The organism is Sphingopyxis sp. EU05-FHT14B03, from assembly GCF_058790875.1.
In genome coordinates, this window is the sequence record NZ_JBYTDC010000003.1 from 475,035 (window position 1) to 491,883 (window position 16,849).

Below are 16,849 nucleotides of genomic sequence, written 5' to 3' on the forward strand. Positions count from 1 at the left end.
TGTTCGCGGGCCGCCCCTTCCCTTTTGTCACATTTTCGTGCAACAGCGTCGCGATGACATCCTCATCGCAAAACCAGAACATCGCCGATCCCGCCGCCCTCGTCGAAGGGATCATCGCCGAGCTCCAGGACAAGTTCCGCACCTCGGTCTCCAATCTCAAATCGGCGATCGCCGCCTATGTCCGCGACGGCACACTGCCGCCGGCCGATGCCGCCGCGACCGGGCTGTTCGACTATCCGGCGCTCCGCCTCGTCACGACCGGCGAACAGCGCGAGGGGCAGACCGCCCATAATCTCGCCTTCGGCCAGTTCGAGCGCGCGGGCGAGTTCGTCACCACGGTCACCCGCCCCGACCTGTTCGCCGATTATCTGCGCGACCAGCTCAACCTGCTCGTCCGCCATTATGACGTCGAGTTGTCGGTGACGCGCACCGGGCAGCAAATCCCCTTTCCCTATGTGCTCGACGCCAGCGACGGGTCGGACATGGGGCGCGTCACCCCGCTCGAACTCGCACGTCACTTCCCGACCACCGAGCTCGCCGACATCGGCGACGAGCTTGCCGACGGGCTGTTCGGCAGCGACCCCGCGGCGCCGCAGGCGCTCGCGCTGTTCGACGCGCTACGCACCGACTTCTCCCTCGCGCGCCTCCGCCATTACACCGGCACCGCGCCCGAGCATTTCCAGCGCTACATCCTGTTCACCAACTACCACCGCTATGTCGACGAGTTCGTCTCCTGGGCGGGGGCGCAGGTCGGCCAGGGGCGCTACACCGCGCTCGCCGGCGCCGCGGGCCTCTATGTCGACCAGCCCGGGGTCAACGCGAGCGCGCTCGTCGCCGACAGCGCCTGGCGCCGGCACCAGATGCCCGCCTATCATTTGATCGCGCCCGACGGCGGCGGCATCACCCTCGTCAACATCGGCGTCGGCCCGTCGAACGCCAAGACGATCTGCGACCATCTCGCGGTGCTGCGCCCCGAGGCCTGGCTGATGATCGGCCATTGCGGCGGGCTGCGCCCCAGCCAGCGCATCGGCGACTATGTCCTCGCCCACGCCTATCTGCGCGACGATCATATCCTCGACGCGGTCCTGCCCCCCGAAATCCCGATTCCGCCGATCGCCGAAGTACAGCAAGCGCTCGCCAGCGCCGCCGAAGCCGTATCCGGCACCAGCGGCGCCGACCTGAAAAAACGCATGCGCACCGGCACAGTCGTCACCACCGACGACCGCAACTGGGAGCTGCGCTACACCGACAGCGCGCTGCGCTTTTCGCAGTCGCGCGCGATTGGTATCGACATGGAAAGCGCGACGATCGCGGCGCAGGGCTACCGCTTCCGCGTCCCCTATGGCACCCTGCTGTGCGTCAGCGACAAGCCCCTCCACGGCGAGCTCAAGCTGCCCGGCCAGGCGAACCGCTTCTATGAAGAAGCGATCGCCGCGCATCTCCAGATCGGTATCCGCGCCTGCGAGACGATGCGCGACGAGGGCGCCAAGCTCCACAGCCGCAAACTCCGCGCCTTCAACGAACCGCCCTTCCGGTGAGCGCGGCTCCGAACCGCTCGCGCTCGGTCGCCGGCCGCGTCGCAATCGTTACCGGCGCGGCGAGCGGTATGGGCCGCGCTACCGCGCTGCTGCTCGCGAGCGAAGGCGCCAAGGTCGCGGTCACCGACCTCGATCTCGCCGCGTGCGAGGCGGTGGCGGCCGAGGCGGGCGGGAACGCCAAAGCCTTCGCGCTCGACGTGTCCAATGCCGACGCGATCAGGATCGTCGTCGCCGACATCGCCGCGCATTTCGGCGGCATCGACATCTTGATCAACAATGCCGGCATCTCGGCCTTCTGCCCGCTCGACGCCGACGATTATGACGGCATCTGGCACCGCGCCGTGGCAATCCTGCTCACCGCGCACCAGCGCATGGTTCGCGCCGCCCTGCCCTGGCTGCGCCAGAGCGATGCCGCACGCATCGTCAACATTGCCTCGACCGAAGGCCTCGGCGCGACACCCGGCGACACGCCCTATGTGGCCGCCAAGACCGGCGTCACCGGACTGACGCGCGGCCTCGCGGTCGATCTCGGCAAGGAGGGCATCACGGTCAACTGCATCTGCCCGGGTCCGATCCACACCGGCATGACCGACAAGGTGGCCGAAGCCGACAAGCTGGTCTTCGCCAAACGCCGCACCGCGCTGCGCCGATATGGCGACCCCGAGGAAGTCGCGCATATGACGCTCAGCCTCGTCCTCCCCGCCGCCAGCTACATCACCGGCGCGGTGATCCCGGTCGACGGCGGGCTGATGGCACGCAATGCGTGACAGTCGGCTTTGGAGCAGGAAGCGGACCTTGCCCTTGGCCTTTCAGGGGAAAGGATGGCGCCGCTTGCTCCACAAGGCAGGTTAGCGGAAGAAGCAGTTCATCCCCGCGAACAGCGCGTCGATCTTCGCCGCTTCGCCGGGCGCGGCGAACATACCGCCAACGCTGTCCTGACCCGCGCCAAGGGTGAACTCCTCGCCAAGCGTGCTGTCCTCGATCGCGACGAGCTTGACCGACTCTGCGGCCTTGGCGCGGGTGGTGCCGATGGCGATGCCGCTCATCGTCGAATATAGGTCGGCGCCGGGTTCGTTACCGAGGAACCAGCCGACGAACTTGCCGTCCTGGAAATTGAGGGTCATCGCGTCGTAGCGGGTGAACTCCATCGTGCCGGCGCCGCATTCCTCGTTGGTGCTGCGGTCGTCGAGGGTACCCGCGACGCGCGCCAGTGCTTCTTCAGCCTGCGCGCGTGGCACACCGAAGGCGAGCAGGCTGGTCTTGCCATTATTCTTGTCGATGAAGCGCAGGCCCTCTCCATCGAGGCTGATCGCGGTGGTCGCAGCGTTCGGCCCATCGGCCTTTGCCTCGGGGACCGCAGGCGCGACGGGGTCGGCATCCACCGGCGCCTTGTCGGCGGCGGGTTTGCACGCGGCGAGCAGGCCGATCATGACGAGGGTGGTGACGTTGCGCATCGCTCAATTCCTGCCGCGGGAGGGGATGACGAGAACCAGTATCGCACCGAGGGTGGCGAGCGCCATATCCTTTTGCGCGTCCCAGATGTCGCCCTGTTGCCCGTTGTATCGATCAGCGGTCGCGCCCGCCGCGACGATGGTGAGCAGCCATTCGAACATTTCGTAGAGGCACGAGATGGCGAGCACCCAGCCAAGCACGGCGAGGATGGCTCCGCGCGGGGTCAGTCCGCCCCAGCGGCGAGCGATCTCGGCGACGGGGACGACCGACAGCGCGCCGAAGGCGAGATGGACGAGGCGGTCATAATGGTTGCGGGTCCAGCCGAAGGCGTCCGACAGGGTGGTGCCGGTGAGCGCGCGCGCCCAATCGTCATAGGGAACGTTGCTGTAGGCATAGCGGCCGCCGAGGGTGTGGAGCGCGAGGAAGGCGATGATGCAGGCGAGCGCCGCGGTCGACAGTGGCCAGCGGCGGAGCAGCCAGGGCGACGCGAGCAGGAAGACCAGCGTCGGGATATGCTGGAGCAGCGCGACCTCGGGATAGGGCTGCGCGATCTGGGCAAGGAGGAGCAGCGCAGCGAGAAGGGCCAGGAGCTGTTTCTGGGCGCGCGGGAGGGTAGTGATCATCCCCTTATCCGTTCGCATCGAGCGAAGTCGAGATGCCCATCGTTCGTGCGCGCCTGCGGGGTGTCTCGACTTCGCTCGACACGAACGGAAACTGGTGGGTGGGCCTGGGCCCCATCACCAGCGCAGCGACATGCAGCTGAGGCCCGCGTCGATGCGTGCGATCTGGGTCGTCGGAAGCGGACGGATCGCGTGACCGCGCGCGGCGAGCAGCGCGTGGGTGGCGGTCCAGCGATCGCCGACGAGAATGGTGTCGTTGATGCGGAGAAGGTTCGCCGCCTCCTCCTCGCCCGGCGGGGTCACGACGACCTCCAGTCCCGCGAATTGCGGGCAGTCGGCGAGCGCGGGGACGGCGAGGATGGTACCCGCGTCGATCAGCGAGCAGCCGGTCTTGAAATGCAGGACGCCGGGCGGGGTGTCGGCGATTTCGGCGCTGTAGCCGAGGTCGGCGAGAAGCGTCGCCAGTTCCTCGGCGCCCGCGCGGTCGGTGCGCGCCGAGAGGCCGATGACGACGCGGTCGGCGAGGCGGAGCACGTCGCCGCCATCGACATGACCGGCGGTCATGGAGAGGCGTCGGGGATGATGCGCGGCGAGCGCGTCGCCAATAAACGCGACCTCGCCCGCGCGGGTGGCCGCACCGGGGCGGAGCAGGATCGCGCCCTCGGGGAAGGTCAGCGCGACATCCTCGACGAACAGGGCATCGGGGAAGGCGTCGAGCGCGGGCAGGATGGTGACGGCGAGGCCGAGATCCCGGAGCGTCGCGACATAGGCGTCATGCTCGGCGGCGAGCGCCGGAAAGTCCGGGTCGGGGCCGCCGTCGGCACGGATGCCGTGGATCGCCGAGGGGGCGGGGGTGCGGACAATGGCGTGGGTGAAGCGATAAGGGGTGGTCATGGCAGCGGCATAGCTTGAATGCTTCACCGACGCCAAGTCGATCCTCCCTGTGCCGCAGGCATGGGGAGGTGGCAGCGCGAAGCGCTGACGGAGGGGCTTTAACGTGACGTCGTAGCCCCTCCACCATGCTTCGCATGGTCCCCCTCCCCATCGCTTCGCGACAGGGAGGATTGTCCTTACCCCTTTTTGAGGTGGCGGCGGCCGAGCAGTTCGGCGATCTGCACCGCGTTCAGCGCCGCGCCCTTCCGGAGGTTGTCGCTGACGCACCAGAGGTTCAGGCCGTTATCCACCGTCGGATCATCGCGAACCCGTGACACGAAGGTCGCGAAGTCGCCAACGCATTCGACGGGGGTGATATAGCCGCCGTCCTCGCGCTTGTCGTGAAGGACGACGCCGGGGGCTTCGCGCAGGATGCGCTGGGCATCCTCGGCCGACAGTTCATTCTCCATCTCGATGTTGATCGCCTCGCTGTGGCCGACGAACACCGGCACGCGGACGCAGGTCGCCGTCACCTTGATCTTGGGATCGAGAATCTTCTTGGTCTCGACGACCATCTTCCACTCTTCCTTGGTCTGGCCGTCGTCGAGGAAGCTGTCGATGTGCGGGATGACGTTGAAGGCGATCTGCTTGGTGAACTTCTGGATGTCCTTTTCGTCGCCGACGAAGATCTGGCGCGTCTGGTTCCACAGTTCGTCCATGCCCGCCTTGCCTGCGCCCGATACCGATTGATAGGTCGAGACGACGACGCGCTTGATGGTGGCGGCATCGTGGAGCGGCTTGAGCGCGACGACCATCTGCGCAGTCGAGCAGTTCGGGTTCGCGATGATGTTGCGCTTGGTATAGCCGTCGATCGCGTCCGGATTCACCTCGGGCACGATCAGCGGCACGTCGGGGTCCATGCGATAGAGCGACGAGTTGTCGATCACGACGCAGCCCGCCGCCGCCGCCTTCGGCGCGTGGACCTTGGTCGCGTCGCTGCCGATCGCGAAGATCGCCATGTCCCAGCCGGCCCAGTCGAAATTGTCGATATTCTGGCATTTGGCGGTCTTGCCGGTATCGCCAAGTTCGATGTCGAGGCCCTGACTGCGCGACGAGGCAACCAGCGCCAGTTCGTCGATCGGGAATTCGCGTTCGAACAGGATGGCGAGCACCTCACGCCCGACATTGCCCGTCGCGCCCGCGACAACGATACGATAACCCATGAAAACACTCCTCAGCGTAAAACTCGAAATATGGTCAGACCTTCCAGCGGAAATGGCCGGTCAGCGGGTGGTCGAACAAGGCATCCTCTTCGCGGGCGCCGCGTCCGATATTGTGGATGATCAGCGGGCGGCCCGCTGCGTTAGTTCGGTCGGAAACGATGCCGGTGTGCGGAAAGCGCCCGCCAGTCATCGCGGTAAAGATATCGCCCGGCCGCCAGCCGGCGGGATCGGTCGAGACGGGCAGCCGCGCGCGCTGGCGCGTCCAAAAGGTCGCGAGGTTCGGCACGCGGCGGTGGTCGATGTTGCGGTCGGGACGGCGCAGCCCCCAGTTTTTCGGATAGGCCCCGAAGTCGGCCTTCATGTCGGCGTTTACAAGGGCCTGCAGATCGACCCCCAGCGCGTCGCGATAGGCGCGGATCAGGACGTCGGTGCACACGCCCTTGGCGCGCGCCACGTCGCCGTTCGGGAAGGGCAGCACGGTGTAAGCGGGGTCATAGGCGAGCGTCACGCCAACCTGCTTGCGGGCGGCAGCAACCAGCCGCTCGGCGGTGGTCGCCGCCAGCGCCCCGCCCGACAGTCCGAACGCGCCAAAGCACAGCCCCGCGCCGATAAGAGCGCGCCGTGAAGGCTGAAAGGACGCGGACTGCTGCATGAATTTGCGTTGCCCAAATGAAAAACGACCGGCTCTGCGCTTTGGCGGAACCGGTCGTTTTGGAAAGCTGTTTTCGCTTGGGGTTGGGAAAGTCTCCCTTAGCCCTCGCTGGCTTCCGGCCGGTAATCGCGGCGCTCCGCAATACGCGCCGATTTGCCGGTGCGGCCACGAAGATAGTAAAGCTTCGCACGACGCACGGCACCCTTGCGGATGACGGTAATGCTGTCGATGTTGGGCGAATAGAGCGGGAACACGCGCTCGACACCCTCGCCGAACGACATTTTGCGCACGGTGAAGTTGGAGCCCATGCCCTTGTTCGAGCGTGCGATGCACACGCCTTCGAAATTCTGGACGCGGGTGCGTTCGCCTTCGACCACCTTGACGCCGACTTTCAGCGTGTCGCCGGGACGGAAGGTCGGAATGGTCTTTGCCGCCTTGGCAATTTCTTCGGCTTCGATCGTCTGGATGAGGTTCATGCCTCTATTCCTTCTTCTTCTGCCGCGCGCCAGAGGCAGGTCGGTCCCGAGCATCGACATGACGCTCCCAAAGGTCCGGCCTGCGTAACCGTGTGTGATCCTCCGCCTGTTGTTTCCGCCAGGCAGCGATCTTCGCATGATCCCCCGATCGCAGCACTTCGGGGATCGTGCGCCCTTCCCATTCGACAGGTCGGGTATAGTGGGGATATTCGAGCAAACCGTTCTCGAACGATTCGTCGTCCCCACTGGAAGTCGCGCCCATTACGCCGGGAATCAGGCGAATGCAAGCGTCGAGCAAAAGCAGCGCCGCCATCTCGCCGCCCGACAATATGATGTCGCCCATCGACACCTGTTCGATCGGGCGCGCGTCGAAGATGCGCTCGTCGAATCCCTCGAACCGCCCGCACAGGATGATCGCGCCGGGACCCGCCGCGAGGCTGCGCACCCGCGCCTGGGTGACCGGTGCGCCGCGCGGGGTCATCGCAAGGATCGGCAGGCCCGGGTTCGCCGCCACCGCATGGTCGAGCGCGGCGGCCAATATGTCGGCCTTCAGCACCATGCCGGCGCCGCCACCCGACGGCGTATCGTCGACGGTGCGGTGCCGGTCGGTCGCGAAGTCGCGGATCTGGACGGGCGCACACGACCACACGCCGGCCTCAAGCGCGCGACCCGCCATGCTGTGCCCGAGCGGGCCGGGGAACATGTCGGGATAGAGGGTCAGGGGGACGGCGGCGAAGGTCATGGCAACGGCTGCCATAGCGCCTCGGGCAGCAGGTGGCGATCCATCTCCATCTCTTCGTGCAGCCATTCGCGGAAGCGTTCGATCTTGCGCACCCCGACGCGGTTGTCGCGGTGGACGAGAAAGTTGGCGCCGCCGGGCTGGTAGAGCGTGTCGAACGGCGCGACCATGCGGCCGCTGGCGAGTTCGAGTTGCCACAGCAGCGGGGTCATCAGCGCGATGCCATAGCCGCCCTGCACCGCGCTCGCCTCCTGCAACTGGCTGTCGAGTTCGATACCGCGGCGTTCCTGCGGCGGGGTGCCGACCCCGGCGGCGGCGAGCCAGCCCGCCCACCACGGATCGTTGGGGGCGAGGCGATCGACGCGGAGCAGGTCTTCGGGCGCCGCGATCGCGTTGGTGTCGCGAAACGCCGGCGAGCAGATCGGCGTCACATGGCTTCGGAACAGAAAGTCGGCGCGTAGCCCCGGCCAGGCGCCGCCGCCGACGCGGATCGCGACATCGACGTTCGAAGCGTCGAAATCGACCATTTCGTTGGTCATCGACATACGGACCGCGAGATCGGGGTGGCGAAGCTGGAAGCGGCCGATGCGCGCGCTGAGCCAGGTGCCGCCGAAAGTCGTCGCGGCGCTGATCGTCAGCACCTCGGCCTCGTCGTCATCCAAAGCGGCAAAGGCGTCGCCCATCGCGGCGAAGGCGCCCGAGACAGTGGGGAGCAGTCGCTGCCCTGTTTCGGACAGCCGCACCCGCCCCTTTTCACGCACGAACAGCGCGCGGCCGAGCCGGTCCTCCAATTGGCGGACCTGATAGCTGACCGCGGCCTGCGTCATTCCCAGTTCCTCTGCAGCGCGCGAGAAGTTCTGCAGACGGCCGGCGGCTTCGAAGGTGCGGACGGCGGCGAGGGGCGGCAGCTTGGGCATCGCGTCACATAAGGTGTCCTTATGAGATGATGCAAAGCTTTTGTTGGCGACGGAGCGGCCAAAGGCGCATCTAGAGAACATCGAAACACAGGAGACGAACGATGCAGGACGAACTCTGGATGCGGAACTGGAACGACGCGCAGCCGCGTTTCAGCGCCGATATCGATCGCGGCTTTGCGTCGCTGGCAGGCGCGATCGCGCGGCTGCGCCGGCGCCGCGACGACCGCACTGCGAGCCTTCGCGCCCGGATCGGGATCGGCTGACGGTCCTGTTTTACCAGGCCATGCCCATGAACGCGCCCGGTGGTCCCTCGCCGGGCGCGTTCATGGGCATGGATGGTAGCGGGCGGCTGCCGTCGTAGCGCTCGCAACCCCGTCCCCTCCCTCCGCAAATCACCAAAATCCAACCCTCCGTTAACCAAAAATCAGCGGCTTGACGCCTAATTTCCTCCCACTCGGACCAGGGGGACAAGATGGCGCGATGGGCGCGGGCGTTAGGGGTTGGCGCGGTGCTGTTGGGCACCGCGGTGCCCGCGCACGCGCAATCCTCGTTCGCCGACGCGACGGTGATGACATGGGACGGGGTGCTGACCGGCATCTTCCTCGGGCTTCTGCTGTTCTCACTCGCCTATAATGCCGCTTTCCATGCGCTGCTCCGCGAGCGGTTTCTGATCTGGCAGAGCGTTCGCGCCTTTGCCTATTTCGCGCTCGCGATCGGGCTGTCGCCGCTGGCGATGGGGGGCTTTTTCACCCCCGACAGCTTTGCCCGGCAGGTGTGGATCACTTTGTTCTTCGATCTGGGCGTCGCGGTATCGGGGCCGTTCCTGCGCGCCTATCTGGAGCCGGGGACGATCCCGAAGCGGCTCTATCGGCTGCTGGGATGGCCGCCCTTCCTGATCCTGCTGACGACGCCGGTGACGGTGATGGCCGATCCGCCGGGGCTGTATTTCACGCTGCGCAGCCTGTTGCTGGTGACGATGCTGACGCTCGGCGTCACGACGGTGGCGATCGCGCTGCTGCGCGGCAGCCGCACCGCGCGGTATCAAGCGGCGGCGTGGAGCGGCATCGGCGGCGTCTATGGCGTCAGCCTGTTCCACGACATCGTGCTGCAGACACCGTTCGAATCCTTCCTGTTCCTGCTGTTTCCCGCTTTGGGATTGGAAGTGATGCTCACCGCGCTGGGCATTCTCGACCGGCTGATCCGTCTGCGCCGCGAACGAACCGAAGCGCAGGCCCAGGCCGAAGCGATGCGCGTCATCGCGCACACCGACCCGCTGACCGGTCTGCCCAACCGGCGCGCGATCGAGGAGAGTTACGGACAGGAGACGCCGGTCGCGATCGCGATCGTCGACCTCGACCATTTCAAGGCGATCAACGACCGCCACGGCCATGACGTCGGCGATCGGGTGATCTTTGCCGCCGGGGTGGCGCTGGGGTCGGGCAGCGCGATGGCGGCGCGGATCGGCGGCGAGGAGTTCGCCTTGCTGTTCCGCTGCGAGGCGAGCGCGGTCGCGGGCGAGGCCGAACGGCTGCGCCAGCGCGTCGGCGCCTATATCGCGCAGATGGTGCCGACGCTGAAACGGCCGGTGACCGCATCGATGGGCCTTGTCCATATCGCGCGCGAGACGAGTTTCGGCGCGGCGATGAAGTCGGCCGACATCAACCTGTACGCCGCCAAGGAAAGCGGGCGCGACCGGGTCGTGTTCATCGAGGCGGCCTAACCGGACGTCATTCCGAACGCCGGGCCGGGATTTGGAGCGCCGCGAGAGTCAGCAAGACGACCAGCGCCGCCGCGCCAATCGCGATCTTCTGGAACAGCAACGGATCGGGATCGTCGTTTGCGCCCGCGCTGCCAAGGAGAGCATTTGTGAAGAAGATGGCAGGGGCAACGCCCGTAAGCATGCCGGCCAGCCAGACCAGCGGCGGCGACAACCGGCGCAGCAGCCACCAACTCACGACCGCCCCGGCGATCGGGACCAACACGACAAAGGTCAGGATGAAGATCATGGGTGGTCGCCGGGCACGACCCGCAGACGCCACGCCTGGATCAGGACCGGGCTGGTCGGGGCGAGGAGCAGGGTGCCGTCGAGTTTGCCCTTTTCGCAATTGAGGCGGAAAGCGGTCGACATCGCGCCCAGCGGCGCGAGCGGCTCGGCGGTCGGACAAGCGCCGACCTGATCCTTCAACTTCGCCAGTTCGGCGGTCCAGTTGTCGGCCGAGCGGTCGAGCAGGAAATTCATCGCGAGCTTGCCGTCCAGCGGTTTCAAACTGCCCGCGTCATAGGCAGCGCGCGTCGCGGCGAACATGTCGGCGACCGCGGGCGACACCGGCGTGTCGCGGCGGACGAGCAGTCCCGCCTTGTCCATCGCCACGGCCGTGTCCCACGCCGGACCCGACGGGCCGGCATAGGTGCGGTTGGCGAGCGCGAAAACCCCCGTGCCGGTGTCGGGCATCAGCATCACATGGCTGCCATAGCCGGGATAGCCACCGCCGTGCGCGAGCGTAAGGCCAAGGTCGCAGTCCTGCGCGACGCGCCAGCCCATGCCATAGGCGAGGCTTTGCTTGCACGCATCGGCGCCGCTCGCGCCGATACGATTGACGACCGAAGTGAAGTTCGATCCCTGCGCGATTTCGCGCACCGTCGACCGCCTGACTGGGCCGGTGTCGGGATCGTCGCGCGCGGGCCAGGCCGAGAGCAGGAAGGCGACCCATTTGGCATAGTCGTTGGCGCTGACCTGCAGGCCGCCCATGGCGTTGAAGGCACCATCGACCATTTCGGGTTCGGGCGCCCAGGCGTCATTCTCCCAGCGATAGCCGAGAGCATATTTGTCTTTCGGCGCATGGGGCGCGTCGAAACCGCTCGCGGTCATGCCGAGCGGGGTCAGGATCGTTTTGCGGACATAGTCGGTATAGGCCATGCCCGAGGCCTTGGCCACGATGCGGCCGAGCAGCGCATAGCCGAAGTTCGAATATTCATGTTGGCTCTGCGGCGCGCGGCTGAAAGGCACGCCCGCAGCGATCATTTTGGTGAATTCGGCTTGCGGCAACACCTGTTGCCGGTCGCCCCAGGGATCGTCGGTGACGAAACCACCGACATGCTGGAGCAGGTCGCGGATCCGGATGCGCGGGCTGTCCTTCGTCGGATAGGTCCAGCCCTTCATCTGGGGCACATAGGTTTCGGCGAGGTCGTCGAGGCGGAGTTTGCCATCGTCGCGCAATTTCAGGATCGACAGCGCGGTGAACGCCTTGGTCATCGAGGCGATGCGAAACAGGCTGTCGGGGGTGACCGGGCGCCGCGCGTCGAGATCCTGCACGCCGAGGCCCTTCACATAGACGAGCTTGCCGTTCTGGACGACGCCATAGACGAGCCCGGGAATGTGGGCGTCGGTCTGAAACGTCGCAAAGCGCGCGTCGATGTCGGGAGCGAGTTGCTCGAGGGTCTTTGGGGCGGGGTCCTGCGCGGCGGCGGGCGACGCCACCGCGAACAGGGCGGCAAGGGCGATTCGCGATCTCGAACGCATGGCAGTCTCCCCCGTTTGTCGCGCCAAGCTTGCTTCAATCTCGCTTAAAGTCACAAAAGCCCCGCATGCAGCGCATGATTTTGTGCCCTTTGTGCCCTTTAGCGGGCGGTGCCGAAGGTTGCCGCGAACCGCGTTCCGACACGGCAAAAGCACCGAAAACGACGCTCGCACAGCGCGATAATGTAGGAAAGCGCAAAATGCGCCGCCGGGCCTATTCGACGAAGGCGGCGTCGACGGTCACGTTATCGGCATCCCATGCGGGCACCGCCCGCGCGTTCATCGGGACCATGAAGCGCTGCGGCTTCTTGCCTGCCTCAGCGGGCTTCTCGATCTCGAGAATGTCGCCGGCACCGAAATTATCGACCGCGACGACGGTGCCGATCGCGGCGCCGTCGGTCGAGACGCACGGCAGGCCGATGAGGTCATGATGGTAATATTCGCCCTCACCCAGCGGCGGCAGCGCCGAACGCGCGACCGTCAGCAACGTACCACGCAGCGCTTCGGCGCCGCTGCGGTCGGTGACCTCGGCAAACATCGCGACCGCGCCCTGATTGGCAGGACGGATCGATTTCAGGGTCAGGATGCGCTCGCCCGCGCTGAAGGCGGAAAAGGCGCGGAGGGTCTCCGCGCCTTCGCCGAACAGTTTGAGCCGCACCTCGCCCCGCACCCCATGCGCGCCGGCAATGGCGGCGAGGGTGACGGGGCGGTTCGCGTCAGCCAAGATCAGGCCTTGGCTTCTTCTTCGCCGGCTTCTTCTGCGGGCGCTTCCTCAGCGACCGGAGCAGCCGGAGCTTCTTCGGCCGGTCCGCCTTCGGCGGCCTGTTCGGCCATCGCGGCGGCATCGTCGGCGGTCGCGTCGGCGGGGACATCTTCGGCCACCGCGTCGGCGACGGCTTCGGCGGTCGCTTCGCTCTTCACCGAACCGGTCGCGTCCGATTCAGCAGCCTCGGGAGCGGCGGCTTCTTCAGCGGCGGGCGCTTCTTCAGCAGCCGGAGCGGCTTCTTCGACGACTTCGGGCTCGGGAGCCGGAGCAGCAGCAGCGGCGGCGGCTGCTTCCTCGGCGTCAGCGATCTTCTGAGCCTTTTCCTCGGCGCGTTCCTTGGCCTTTTCGCCCGGGACCGCCTTGTTCGGATTGTTGCGCGCGGCGCGTTCCTGGACACCCGCGGCGTCGAGGAAGCGGGCGACGCGGTCGCTCGGCTGGGCGCCGACGCTCAGCCAATGCTTGGCGCGCTCGGCGTCAAGCTTGACGCGCTCGGGATTGTCCTTGGCGAGCAGCGGGTTGTAGCTGCCGATGCGCTCGATGAAGCGGCCGTCGCGCGGGGCGCGCGAATCGGCGACGACGATCTTGTAATAAGGGCGCTTCTTGGAGCCGCCGCGCGACAGGCGAATGGAGGTAGCCATGATGTAATTCCTTCTTTCTGATTCAAATTCGGTTGTCGGTTAAAATCACTTCTTCTTGTTCATGAGATTGGCGAGTTCGGGCGGGATCGCCCCGCCGCCGAGGCCGGGCAGGCCGCCGAGGCCACCGCCTCCGCCCCCCATGCCGCCACCGCCCATGCCCGGGATGCCGCCCTTGCCGAACAGCGCGCCGAGGCCTTTCAGCCCGCCCATCTTGCGGATCTTCTTCATCGCGGTCGCCATTTCCTGGTGCATCTTGAGCACCTTGTTGACCATCTGGACATTGGTGCCCGAGCCGTTGGCGATGCGGATCTTGCGCTTCGCGGTCAGGATTTCGGGCTTCGCGCGCTCCTTGGGGGTCATCGAGCCCATGATCGCGTCGAAGTGGATGAGCATCTTGTCGTCGGCGCCGCCCTGCGCCATCGCGACCTGCGCCTTCTTGATCCCCGGGATCATCCCGGCGAGCGCGCCGAGGCCGCCCATGCGGCGCATCTGATTGAGCTGGGTCCGCAGGTCGTTGAGGTCGAAGACGCCCTTGGCCATCTTCGCCGCCATCGCCTCGGCCTCTTCGGCCTGGATCGTTTCGGCGGCGCGCTCGACGAGGCTGACGACGTCGCCCATGCCGAGGATGCGGCCGGCGATGCGCGAGGGCTGAAAGAGTTCGAGCCCGTCGAGTTTCTCACCCGTACCAGCGAATTTGATCGGCTTGCCGGTGACCGCGCGCATCGAGAGCGCGGCACCGCCGCGCGCGTCGCCGTCCATACGGGTCAAGACGACGCCGGTGAGCGGCACCTGATCGGTGAAGCGCTGCGCGACCTGCACCGCATCCTGCCCGGTCAGGCTGTCGACGACGAGCAGGGTTTCAGCCGGATTGGCGGTGCGCGACACCGCCTGCATCTCGTCCATCAGCTGCTGATCGACATGGAGGCGGCCCGCCGTATCGAGCATCAGCACGTCGAAACCCTGAAGCTTCGCGGCCTGCAGCGCGCGTTGCGCGATCTCGACCGGCTGCTGCCCCGCGACGATCGGCAGCGTTGCGACGTCGATCTGGGCGCCGAGGACGGCGAGCTGTTCCTGCGCGGCAGGGCGATTGACGTCGAGCGACGCCATCAGCACCTTCTTGCGCTCTTTTTCCTTGAGGCGCTTCGCGATCTTCGCGGTGGTCGTCGTCTTACCCGAACCCTGGAGGCCGACCATCATGATGACCGCGGGCGGCGTGACCGCAAGGTCGAGCTCGGCGGTTTCGGAGCCGAGCATTTCGGTCAGCGCGTCGCTGACGATCTTGACCACCTGCTGGCCCGGAGTGACCGAACGCAGGACATTGTGACCGATCGCGAGGTCGGTGACCTGGTCGACGAAGCTGCGCACGACGGGCAGCGCGACGTCGGCCTCGAGCAGGGCGATTCGCACTTCGCGCATCGCGGCGCGCACGTCGGCCTCGGTCAGCGCACCGCGACCGCGGAGCTTTCCGAAAACATCGCCAAGCCGGTTGCTCAGACTATCGAACACAGCCAAAATCCTTGCTACGACGCCCGCAACGCAAAACACGCCGGTGAGCGAAACCTCGCCAACCAGCGGTATCCGTGGACAGGTTTTCCGTCGCGGATGTCGTGTATGCCCCGCCGCAAAATGCGGTGGAACGGGGCGCCCTTACGGGAAAGGGCGGAGAAAGGCAAGCCAGCTCCTCCCTGTGGCGAAGCGATACCGAGGATTGGAATGACCCACACTTAACGCAAATTTCACCGCTTGGGGCGCAAAAGACCGGCTGTCTGTGGGGAAATGCGAATATGGCGACGGCCGCTGCGCCCAAACAACCCGACCGCGCCGACGGCGCGAAGCGCGATGTCGTCGCGGGCGGCATCGTCGTCGCCGCGATCATCCTGTTCGTCGGCACCGGCAGCAGCGTCATGCAATCGGTCGTTCGCGCGCTGTCGGGCATCGGCGGCGGCGCCGACCAGGTGCTCGCCGCGACCTTGATCCTCAACATCGCGCTGATCCTGTTCGGCTGGCGCCGTTACAACGACCTGCACCGCGAAATCCGCGAACGCACCGAGGCCGAACAGCGCGCCCGCTATCTGGCCGACACCGATCCGCTGACCAATTTCCTCAACCGCCGCGCGATGCTCGAACAGGGGCAGGCGCTGGTCGTCGAGGCCGCGGGCGAGCAGCGCCATGTCGCGCTGTTCCTGCTCGACCTCGACCATTTCAAGACGGTCAACGACATCCATGGCCACGCCGCGGGCGACCGCCTGTTGCAGGTCGCCGCCGAGCGCATCGCCAGCGTGCTGCCGCCGAGCGCGCTGATGGCGCGGCTGGGCGGTGACGAGTTCGTCGCGATGCTGATGTTCGATCCGGCGGGCAAGGCGCATATCGAGGCGCTGGCGGCGCAGCTCGTCACCGTGCTCGAAGAACCGGTGATCCACGATGCGCAGCAGATCCGCATCGGCGCGTCGATCGGGCTCGCGCTCGCGACCGAGGCGAGCGCGACGATGGACACGCTGGTCCGTCAGGCCGACATCGCCATGTATCATTGCAAGGACGAGGGACGGAACCGCTTCTGCTGGTTCGAGGCCGGCATGGAAATGGCGGTACAGGTCCGCAACCAGATCGAGACCGGCATCCGCAGCGGCATGCCGCGCGACGAATTCGTCCCCTTTTTCGAGCCGCAGGTCGACATCGCGACGGGCCGCCTGGTCGGATTCGAGATGCTGATGCGATGGGACTCACCCGAACATGGCATGATCGAGCCCGACCGCTTCATCCCGGTCGCCGAGGACAGCGGGCTGATCGGCGAGCTGTCGTTGCGCGTCGTGCGCCACGCGATGGAGATCGCCAAGGGGTGGGACCCGTCGATCACGCTGGCGGTCAATATCTCGCCGCAGCAATTGAAGGACCCCTGGTTCAGCCAGAAGCTGACCAAGCTGCTGGTCGAGACGGGATTCCCCGCGAGCCAGCTCGAGGTCGAGATCACCGAAAGTTCGCTGTTCGAGAATCTGCCGCTGGTGCGCTCGATCGTCACCAGCCTGAAGAACCAGGGCGTGTCGCTGAGCCTCGACGATTTCGGCACCGGCTACAGCTCGCTGTCGCACCTGCGCGCACTGCCGTTCGACCGGATCAAGATCGACCGCAGCTTTATCGCCGCGATGCAGGGCAGCCCCGATGCGCAGGCGATCGTCGTCGCGATCGTCCGGCTGGGCGAAAGCCTGGCGATGCCGATCACCGCCGAGGGGGTCGAGGACGAGGCGACCGCGATCGAACTGACCCGGCTCGGCTGCGCCAAGGCGCAGGGCTGGCATTATGGCAAGCCGGTGTCGGCAGCGGAAACGGCGAAGCTGCTCGCCGACCGCGGCCTGCTGCGTTCGCCGCTCGTGCCCGAACGGGATGGCGCGAGCGAGGAAGACGAACGGCGGAAGTCGGCGTAACGCCTCCATCACTCCCATC

The 16,849-nt window shown here is 66.5% G+C and carries 17 protein-coding genes and 1 pseudogene; 5 read left to right on the forward strand and 13 right to left on the reverse strand.

Annotated features, from left to right (window positions below; genetic code table 11):
- Positions 1 to 53: 53 nt before the first annotated feature.
- The gene (locus AC3WS4_RS18840) at positions 54 to 1,538 is read left to right on the forward strand and encodes an AMP nucleosidase (protein ID WP_056345504.1); all 1,485 of its coding nucleotides are present in this window, start codon (positions 54 to 56) and stop codon (positions 1,536 to 1,538) included.
- Positions 1,535 to 2,305, forward strand: a complete 771-nt coding sequence (locus AC3WS4_RS18845; RefSeq protein WP_492737350.1) for an SDR family NAD(P)-dependent oxidoreductase — start codon at positions 1,535 to 1,537, stop codon at positions 2,303 to 2,305. Before AC3WS4_RS18840 ends, AC3WS4_RS18845 begins: the two co-directional genes overlap by 4 nt.
- Positions 2,306 to 2,386: 81 nt before the next feature.
- Here AC3WS4_RS18845 and AC3WS4_RS18850 read toward each other — a convergent pair whose 3' ends face one another.
- The 8 genes from AC3WS4_RS18850 to AC3WS4_RS18885 form a co-directional block, all read right to left on the reverse strand.
- A complete protein-coding gene (locus AC3WS4_RS18850) occupies positions 2,387 to 2,992 on the reverse strand; it encodes a hypothetical protein (RefSeq protein WP_492737352.1) in 606 nt (201 codons plus the stop codon).
- Positions 2,993 to 2,995: 3 nt separating this feature from the next.
- A complete protein-coding gene (locus AC3WS4_RS18855) occupies positions 2,996 to 3,613 on the reverse strand; it encodes a DUF2238 domain-containing protein (protein WP_492737353.1) in 618 nt (205 codons plus the stop codon).
- 114 nt (positions 3,614 to 3,727) lie between these two features.
- The gene (locus tag AC3WS4_RS18860) at positions 3,728 to 4,504 is read right to left on the reverse strand and encodes an arginine deiminase family protein (protein ID WP_492737355.1); all 777 of its coding nucleotides are present in this window, start codon (positions 4,502 to 4,504) and stop codon (positions 3,728 to 3,730) included.
- Positions 4,505 to 4,680: 176 nt separating this feature from the next.
- Positions 4,681 to 5,706: an aspartate-semialdehyde dehydrogenase gene (locus AC3WS4_RS18865; RefSeq protein ID WP_492737357.1), complete on the reverse strand. Its 1,026-nt coding sequence runs from the start codon at positions 5,704 to 5,706 to the stop codon at positions 4,681 to 4,683.
- Between the two features lie 34 nt (positions 5,707 to 5,740).
- Positions 5,741 to 6,358, reverse strand: coding sequence for a DUF1287 domain-containing protein (locus AC3WS4_RS18870; protein WP_492737359.1), 618 nt, complete (start codon positions 6,356 to 6,358; stop codon positions 5,741 to 5,743).
- Between the two features lie 98 nt (positions 6,359 to 6,456).
- On the reverse strand, positions 6,457 to 6,834 hold the full coding sequence (gene rplS / locus AC3WS4_RS18875) for a 50S ribosomal protein L19 (RefSeq protein WP_056345487.1): 378 nt from the start codon (positions 6,832 to 6,834) through the stop codon (positions 6,457 to 6,459).
- A gap of 4 nt (positions 6,835 to 6,838) precedes the next feature.
- A complete protein-coding gene (gene trmD, locus AC3WS4_RS18880; RefSeq protein ID WP_492737362.1) occupies positions 6,839 to 7,576 on the reverse strand; it encodes a tRNA (guanosine(37)-N1)-methyltransferase TrmD in 738 nt (245 codons plus the stop codon).
- Positions 7,573 to 8,490 carry a LysR substrate-binding domain-containing protein gene (locus AC3WS4_RS18885; RefSeq protein ID WP_492737364.1) on the reverse strand — a complete coding sequence of 306 codons (918 nt, stop codon included), beginning with the start codon at positions 8,488 to 8,490 and terminating at the stop codon, positions 7,573 to 7,575. The genes trmD and AC3WS4_RS18885 overlap by 4 nt, the downstream gene beginning before the upstream one ends.
- 101 nt (positions 8,491 to 8,591) lie before the next feature.
- On the opposite strand from AC3WS4_RS18885, the gene AC3WS4_RS18890 reads away from it, so the two are divergent.
- Complete coding sequence (locus AC3WS4_RS18890; protein WP_187140969.1) at positions 8,592 to 8,753, forward strand: hypothetical protein; 162 nt, start codon at positions 8,592 to 8,594, stop codon at positions 8,751 to 8,753.
- A 209-nt stretch (positions 8,754 to 8,962) separates the two neighbouring features.
- Positions 8,963 to 10,210, forward strand: a complete 1,248-nt coding sequence (locus AC3WS4_RS18895) for a sensor domain-containing diguanylate cyclase (RefSeq protein WP_492737366.1) — start codon at positions 8,963 to 8,965, stop codon at positions 10,208 to 10,210.
- Positions 10,211 to 10,217: 7 nt separating this feature from the next.
- On the opposite strand, the gene AC3WS4_RS18900 is transcribed toward AC3WS4_RS18895, so the two are convergent.
- From AC3WS4_RS18900 to ffh, 5 genes and pseudogenes are all read right to left on the reverse strand, one after another.
- Complete coding sequence (locus AC3WS4_RS18900) at positions 10,218 to 10,496, reverse strand: hypothetical protein (protein ID WP_492737368.1); 279 nt, start codon at positions 10,494 to 10,496, stop codon at positions 10,218 to 10,220.
- Complete coding sequence (locus tag AC3WS4_RS18905) at positions 10,493 to 12,010, reverse strand: serine hydrolase domain-containing protein (RefSeq protein WP_492737370.1); 1,518 nt, start codon at positions 12,008 to 12,010, stop codon at positions 10,493 to 10,495. The genes AC3WS4_RS18900 and AC3WS4_RS18905 overlap by 4 nt, the downstream gene beginning before the upstream one ends.
- 211 nt (positions 12,011 to 12,221) lie before the next feature.
- Positions 12,222 to 12,731, reverse strand: a complete 510-nt coding sequence (rimM, locus tag AC3WS4_RS18910) for a ribosome maturation factor RimM (RefSeq protein ID WP_056345471.1) — start codon at positions 12,729 to 12,731, stop codon at positions 12,222 to 12,224.
- 212 nt (positions 12,732 to 12,943) lie between these two features.
- A pseudogene (gene rpsP / locus AC3WS4_RS18915) lies at positions 12,944 to 13,411 on the reverse strand (30S ribosomal protein S16); the annotation flags it as partial.
- Positions 13,412 to 13,456: 45 nt separating this feature from the next.
- The gene (gene ffh, locus AC3WS4_RS18920; RefSeq protein WP_187140966.1) at positions 13,457 to 14,917 is read right to left on the reverse strand and encodes a signal recognition particle protein; all 1,461 of its coding nucleotides are present in this window, start codon (positions 14,915 to 14,917) and stop codon (positions 13,457 to 13,459) included.
- Positions 14,918 to 15,195: 278 nt separating this feature from the next.
- On the opposite strand from ffh, the gene AC3WS4_RS18925 reads away from it, so the two are divergent.
- Positions 15,196 to 16,830 (forward strand): putative bifunctional diguanylate cyclase/phosphodiesterase, encoded by a 1,635-nt coding sequence (locus AC3WS4_RS18925; RefSeq protein ID WP_492737373.1) that lies wholly within the window; start codon positions 15,196 to 15,198, stop codon positions 16,828 to 16,830.
- Positions 16,831 to 16,849: the final 19 nt, after the last annotated feature.

Coding starts and splice junctions, on each gene's coding strand:
- AC3WS4_RS18840 (WP_056345504.1), top strand. CDS start 54: ATGACATCCTCATCGCAAAACCAGAACATCGCCGATCCCGCCGCCCTC.
- AC3WS4_RS18850 (WP_492737352.1), bottom strand. CDS start 2,992: ATGCGCAACGTCACCACCCTCGTCATGATCGGCCTGCTCGCCGCGTGC.
- AC3WS4_RS18855 (WP_492737353.1), bottom strand. CDS start 3,613: ATGATCACTACCCTCCCGCGCGCCCAGAAACAGCTCCTGGCCCTTCTC.
- AC3WS4_RS18860 (WP_492737355.1), bottom strand. CDS start 4,504: ATGACCACCCCTTATCGCTTCACCCACGCCATTGTCCGCACCCCCGCC.
- AC3WS4_RS18865 (WP_492737357.1), bottom strand. CDS start 5,706: ATGGGTTATCGTATCGTTGTCGCGGGCGCGACGGGCAATGTCGGGCGT.
- AC3WS4_RS18870 (WP_492737359.1), bottom strand. CDS start 6,358: ATGCAGCAGTCCGCGTCCTTTCAGCCTTCACGGCGCGCTCTTATCGGC.
- rplS (WP_056345487.1), bottom strand. CDS start 6,834: ATGAACCTCATCCAGACGATCGAAGCCGAAGAAATTGCCAAGGCGGCA.
- trmD (WP_492737362.1), bottom strand. CDS start 7,576: ATGACCTTCGCCGCCGTCCCCCTGACCCTCTATCCCGACATGTTCCCC.
- AC3WS4_RS18885 (WP_492737364.1), bottom strand. CDS start 8,490: ATGCCCAAGCTGCCGCCCCTCGCCGCCGTCCGCACCTTCGAAGCCGCC.
- AC3WS4_RS18890 (WP_187140969.1), top strand. CDS start 8,592: ATGCAGGACGAACTCTGGATGCGGAACTGGAACGACGCGCAGCCGCGT.
- AC3WS4_RS18895 (WP_492737366.1), top strand. CDS start 8,963: ATGGCGCGATGGGCGCGGGCGTTAGGGGTTGGCGCGGTGCTGTTGGGC.
- AC3WS4_RS18900 (WP_492737368.1), bottom strand. CDS start 10,496: ATGATCTTCATCCTGACCTTTGTCGTGTTGGTCCCGATCGCCGGGGCG.
- AC3WS4_RS18905 (WP_492737370.1), bottom strand. CDS start 12,010: ATGCGTTCGAGATCGCGAATCGCCCTTGCCGCCCTGTTCGCGGTGGCG.
- AC3WS4_RS18925 (WP_492737373.1), top strand. CDS start 15,196: ATGGCGACGGCCGCTGCGCCCAAACAACCCGACCGCGCCGACGGCGCG.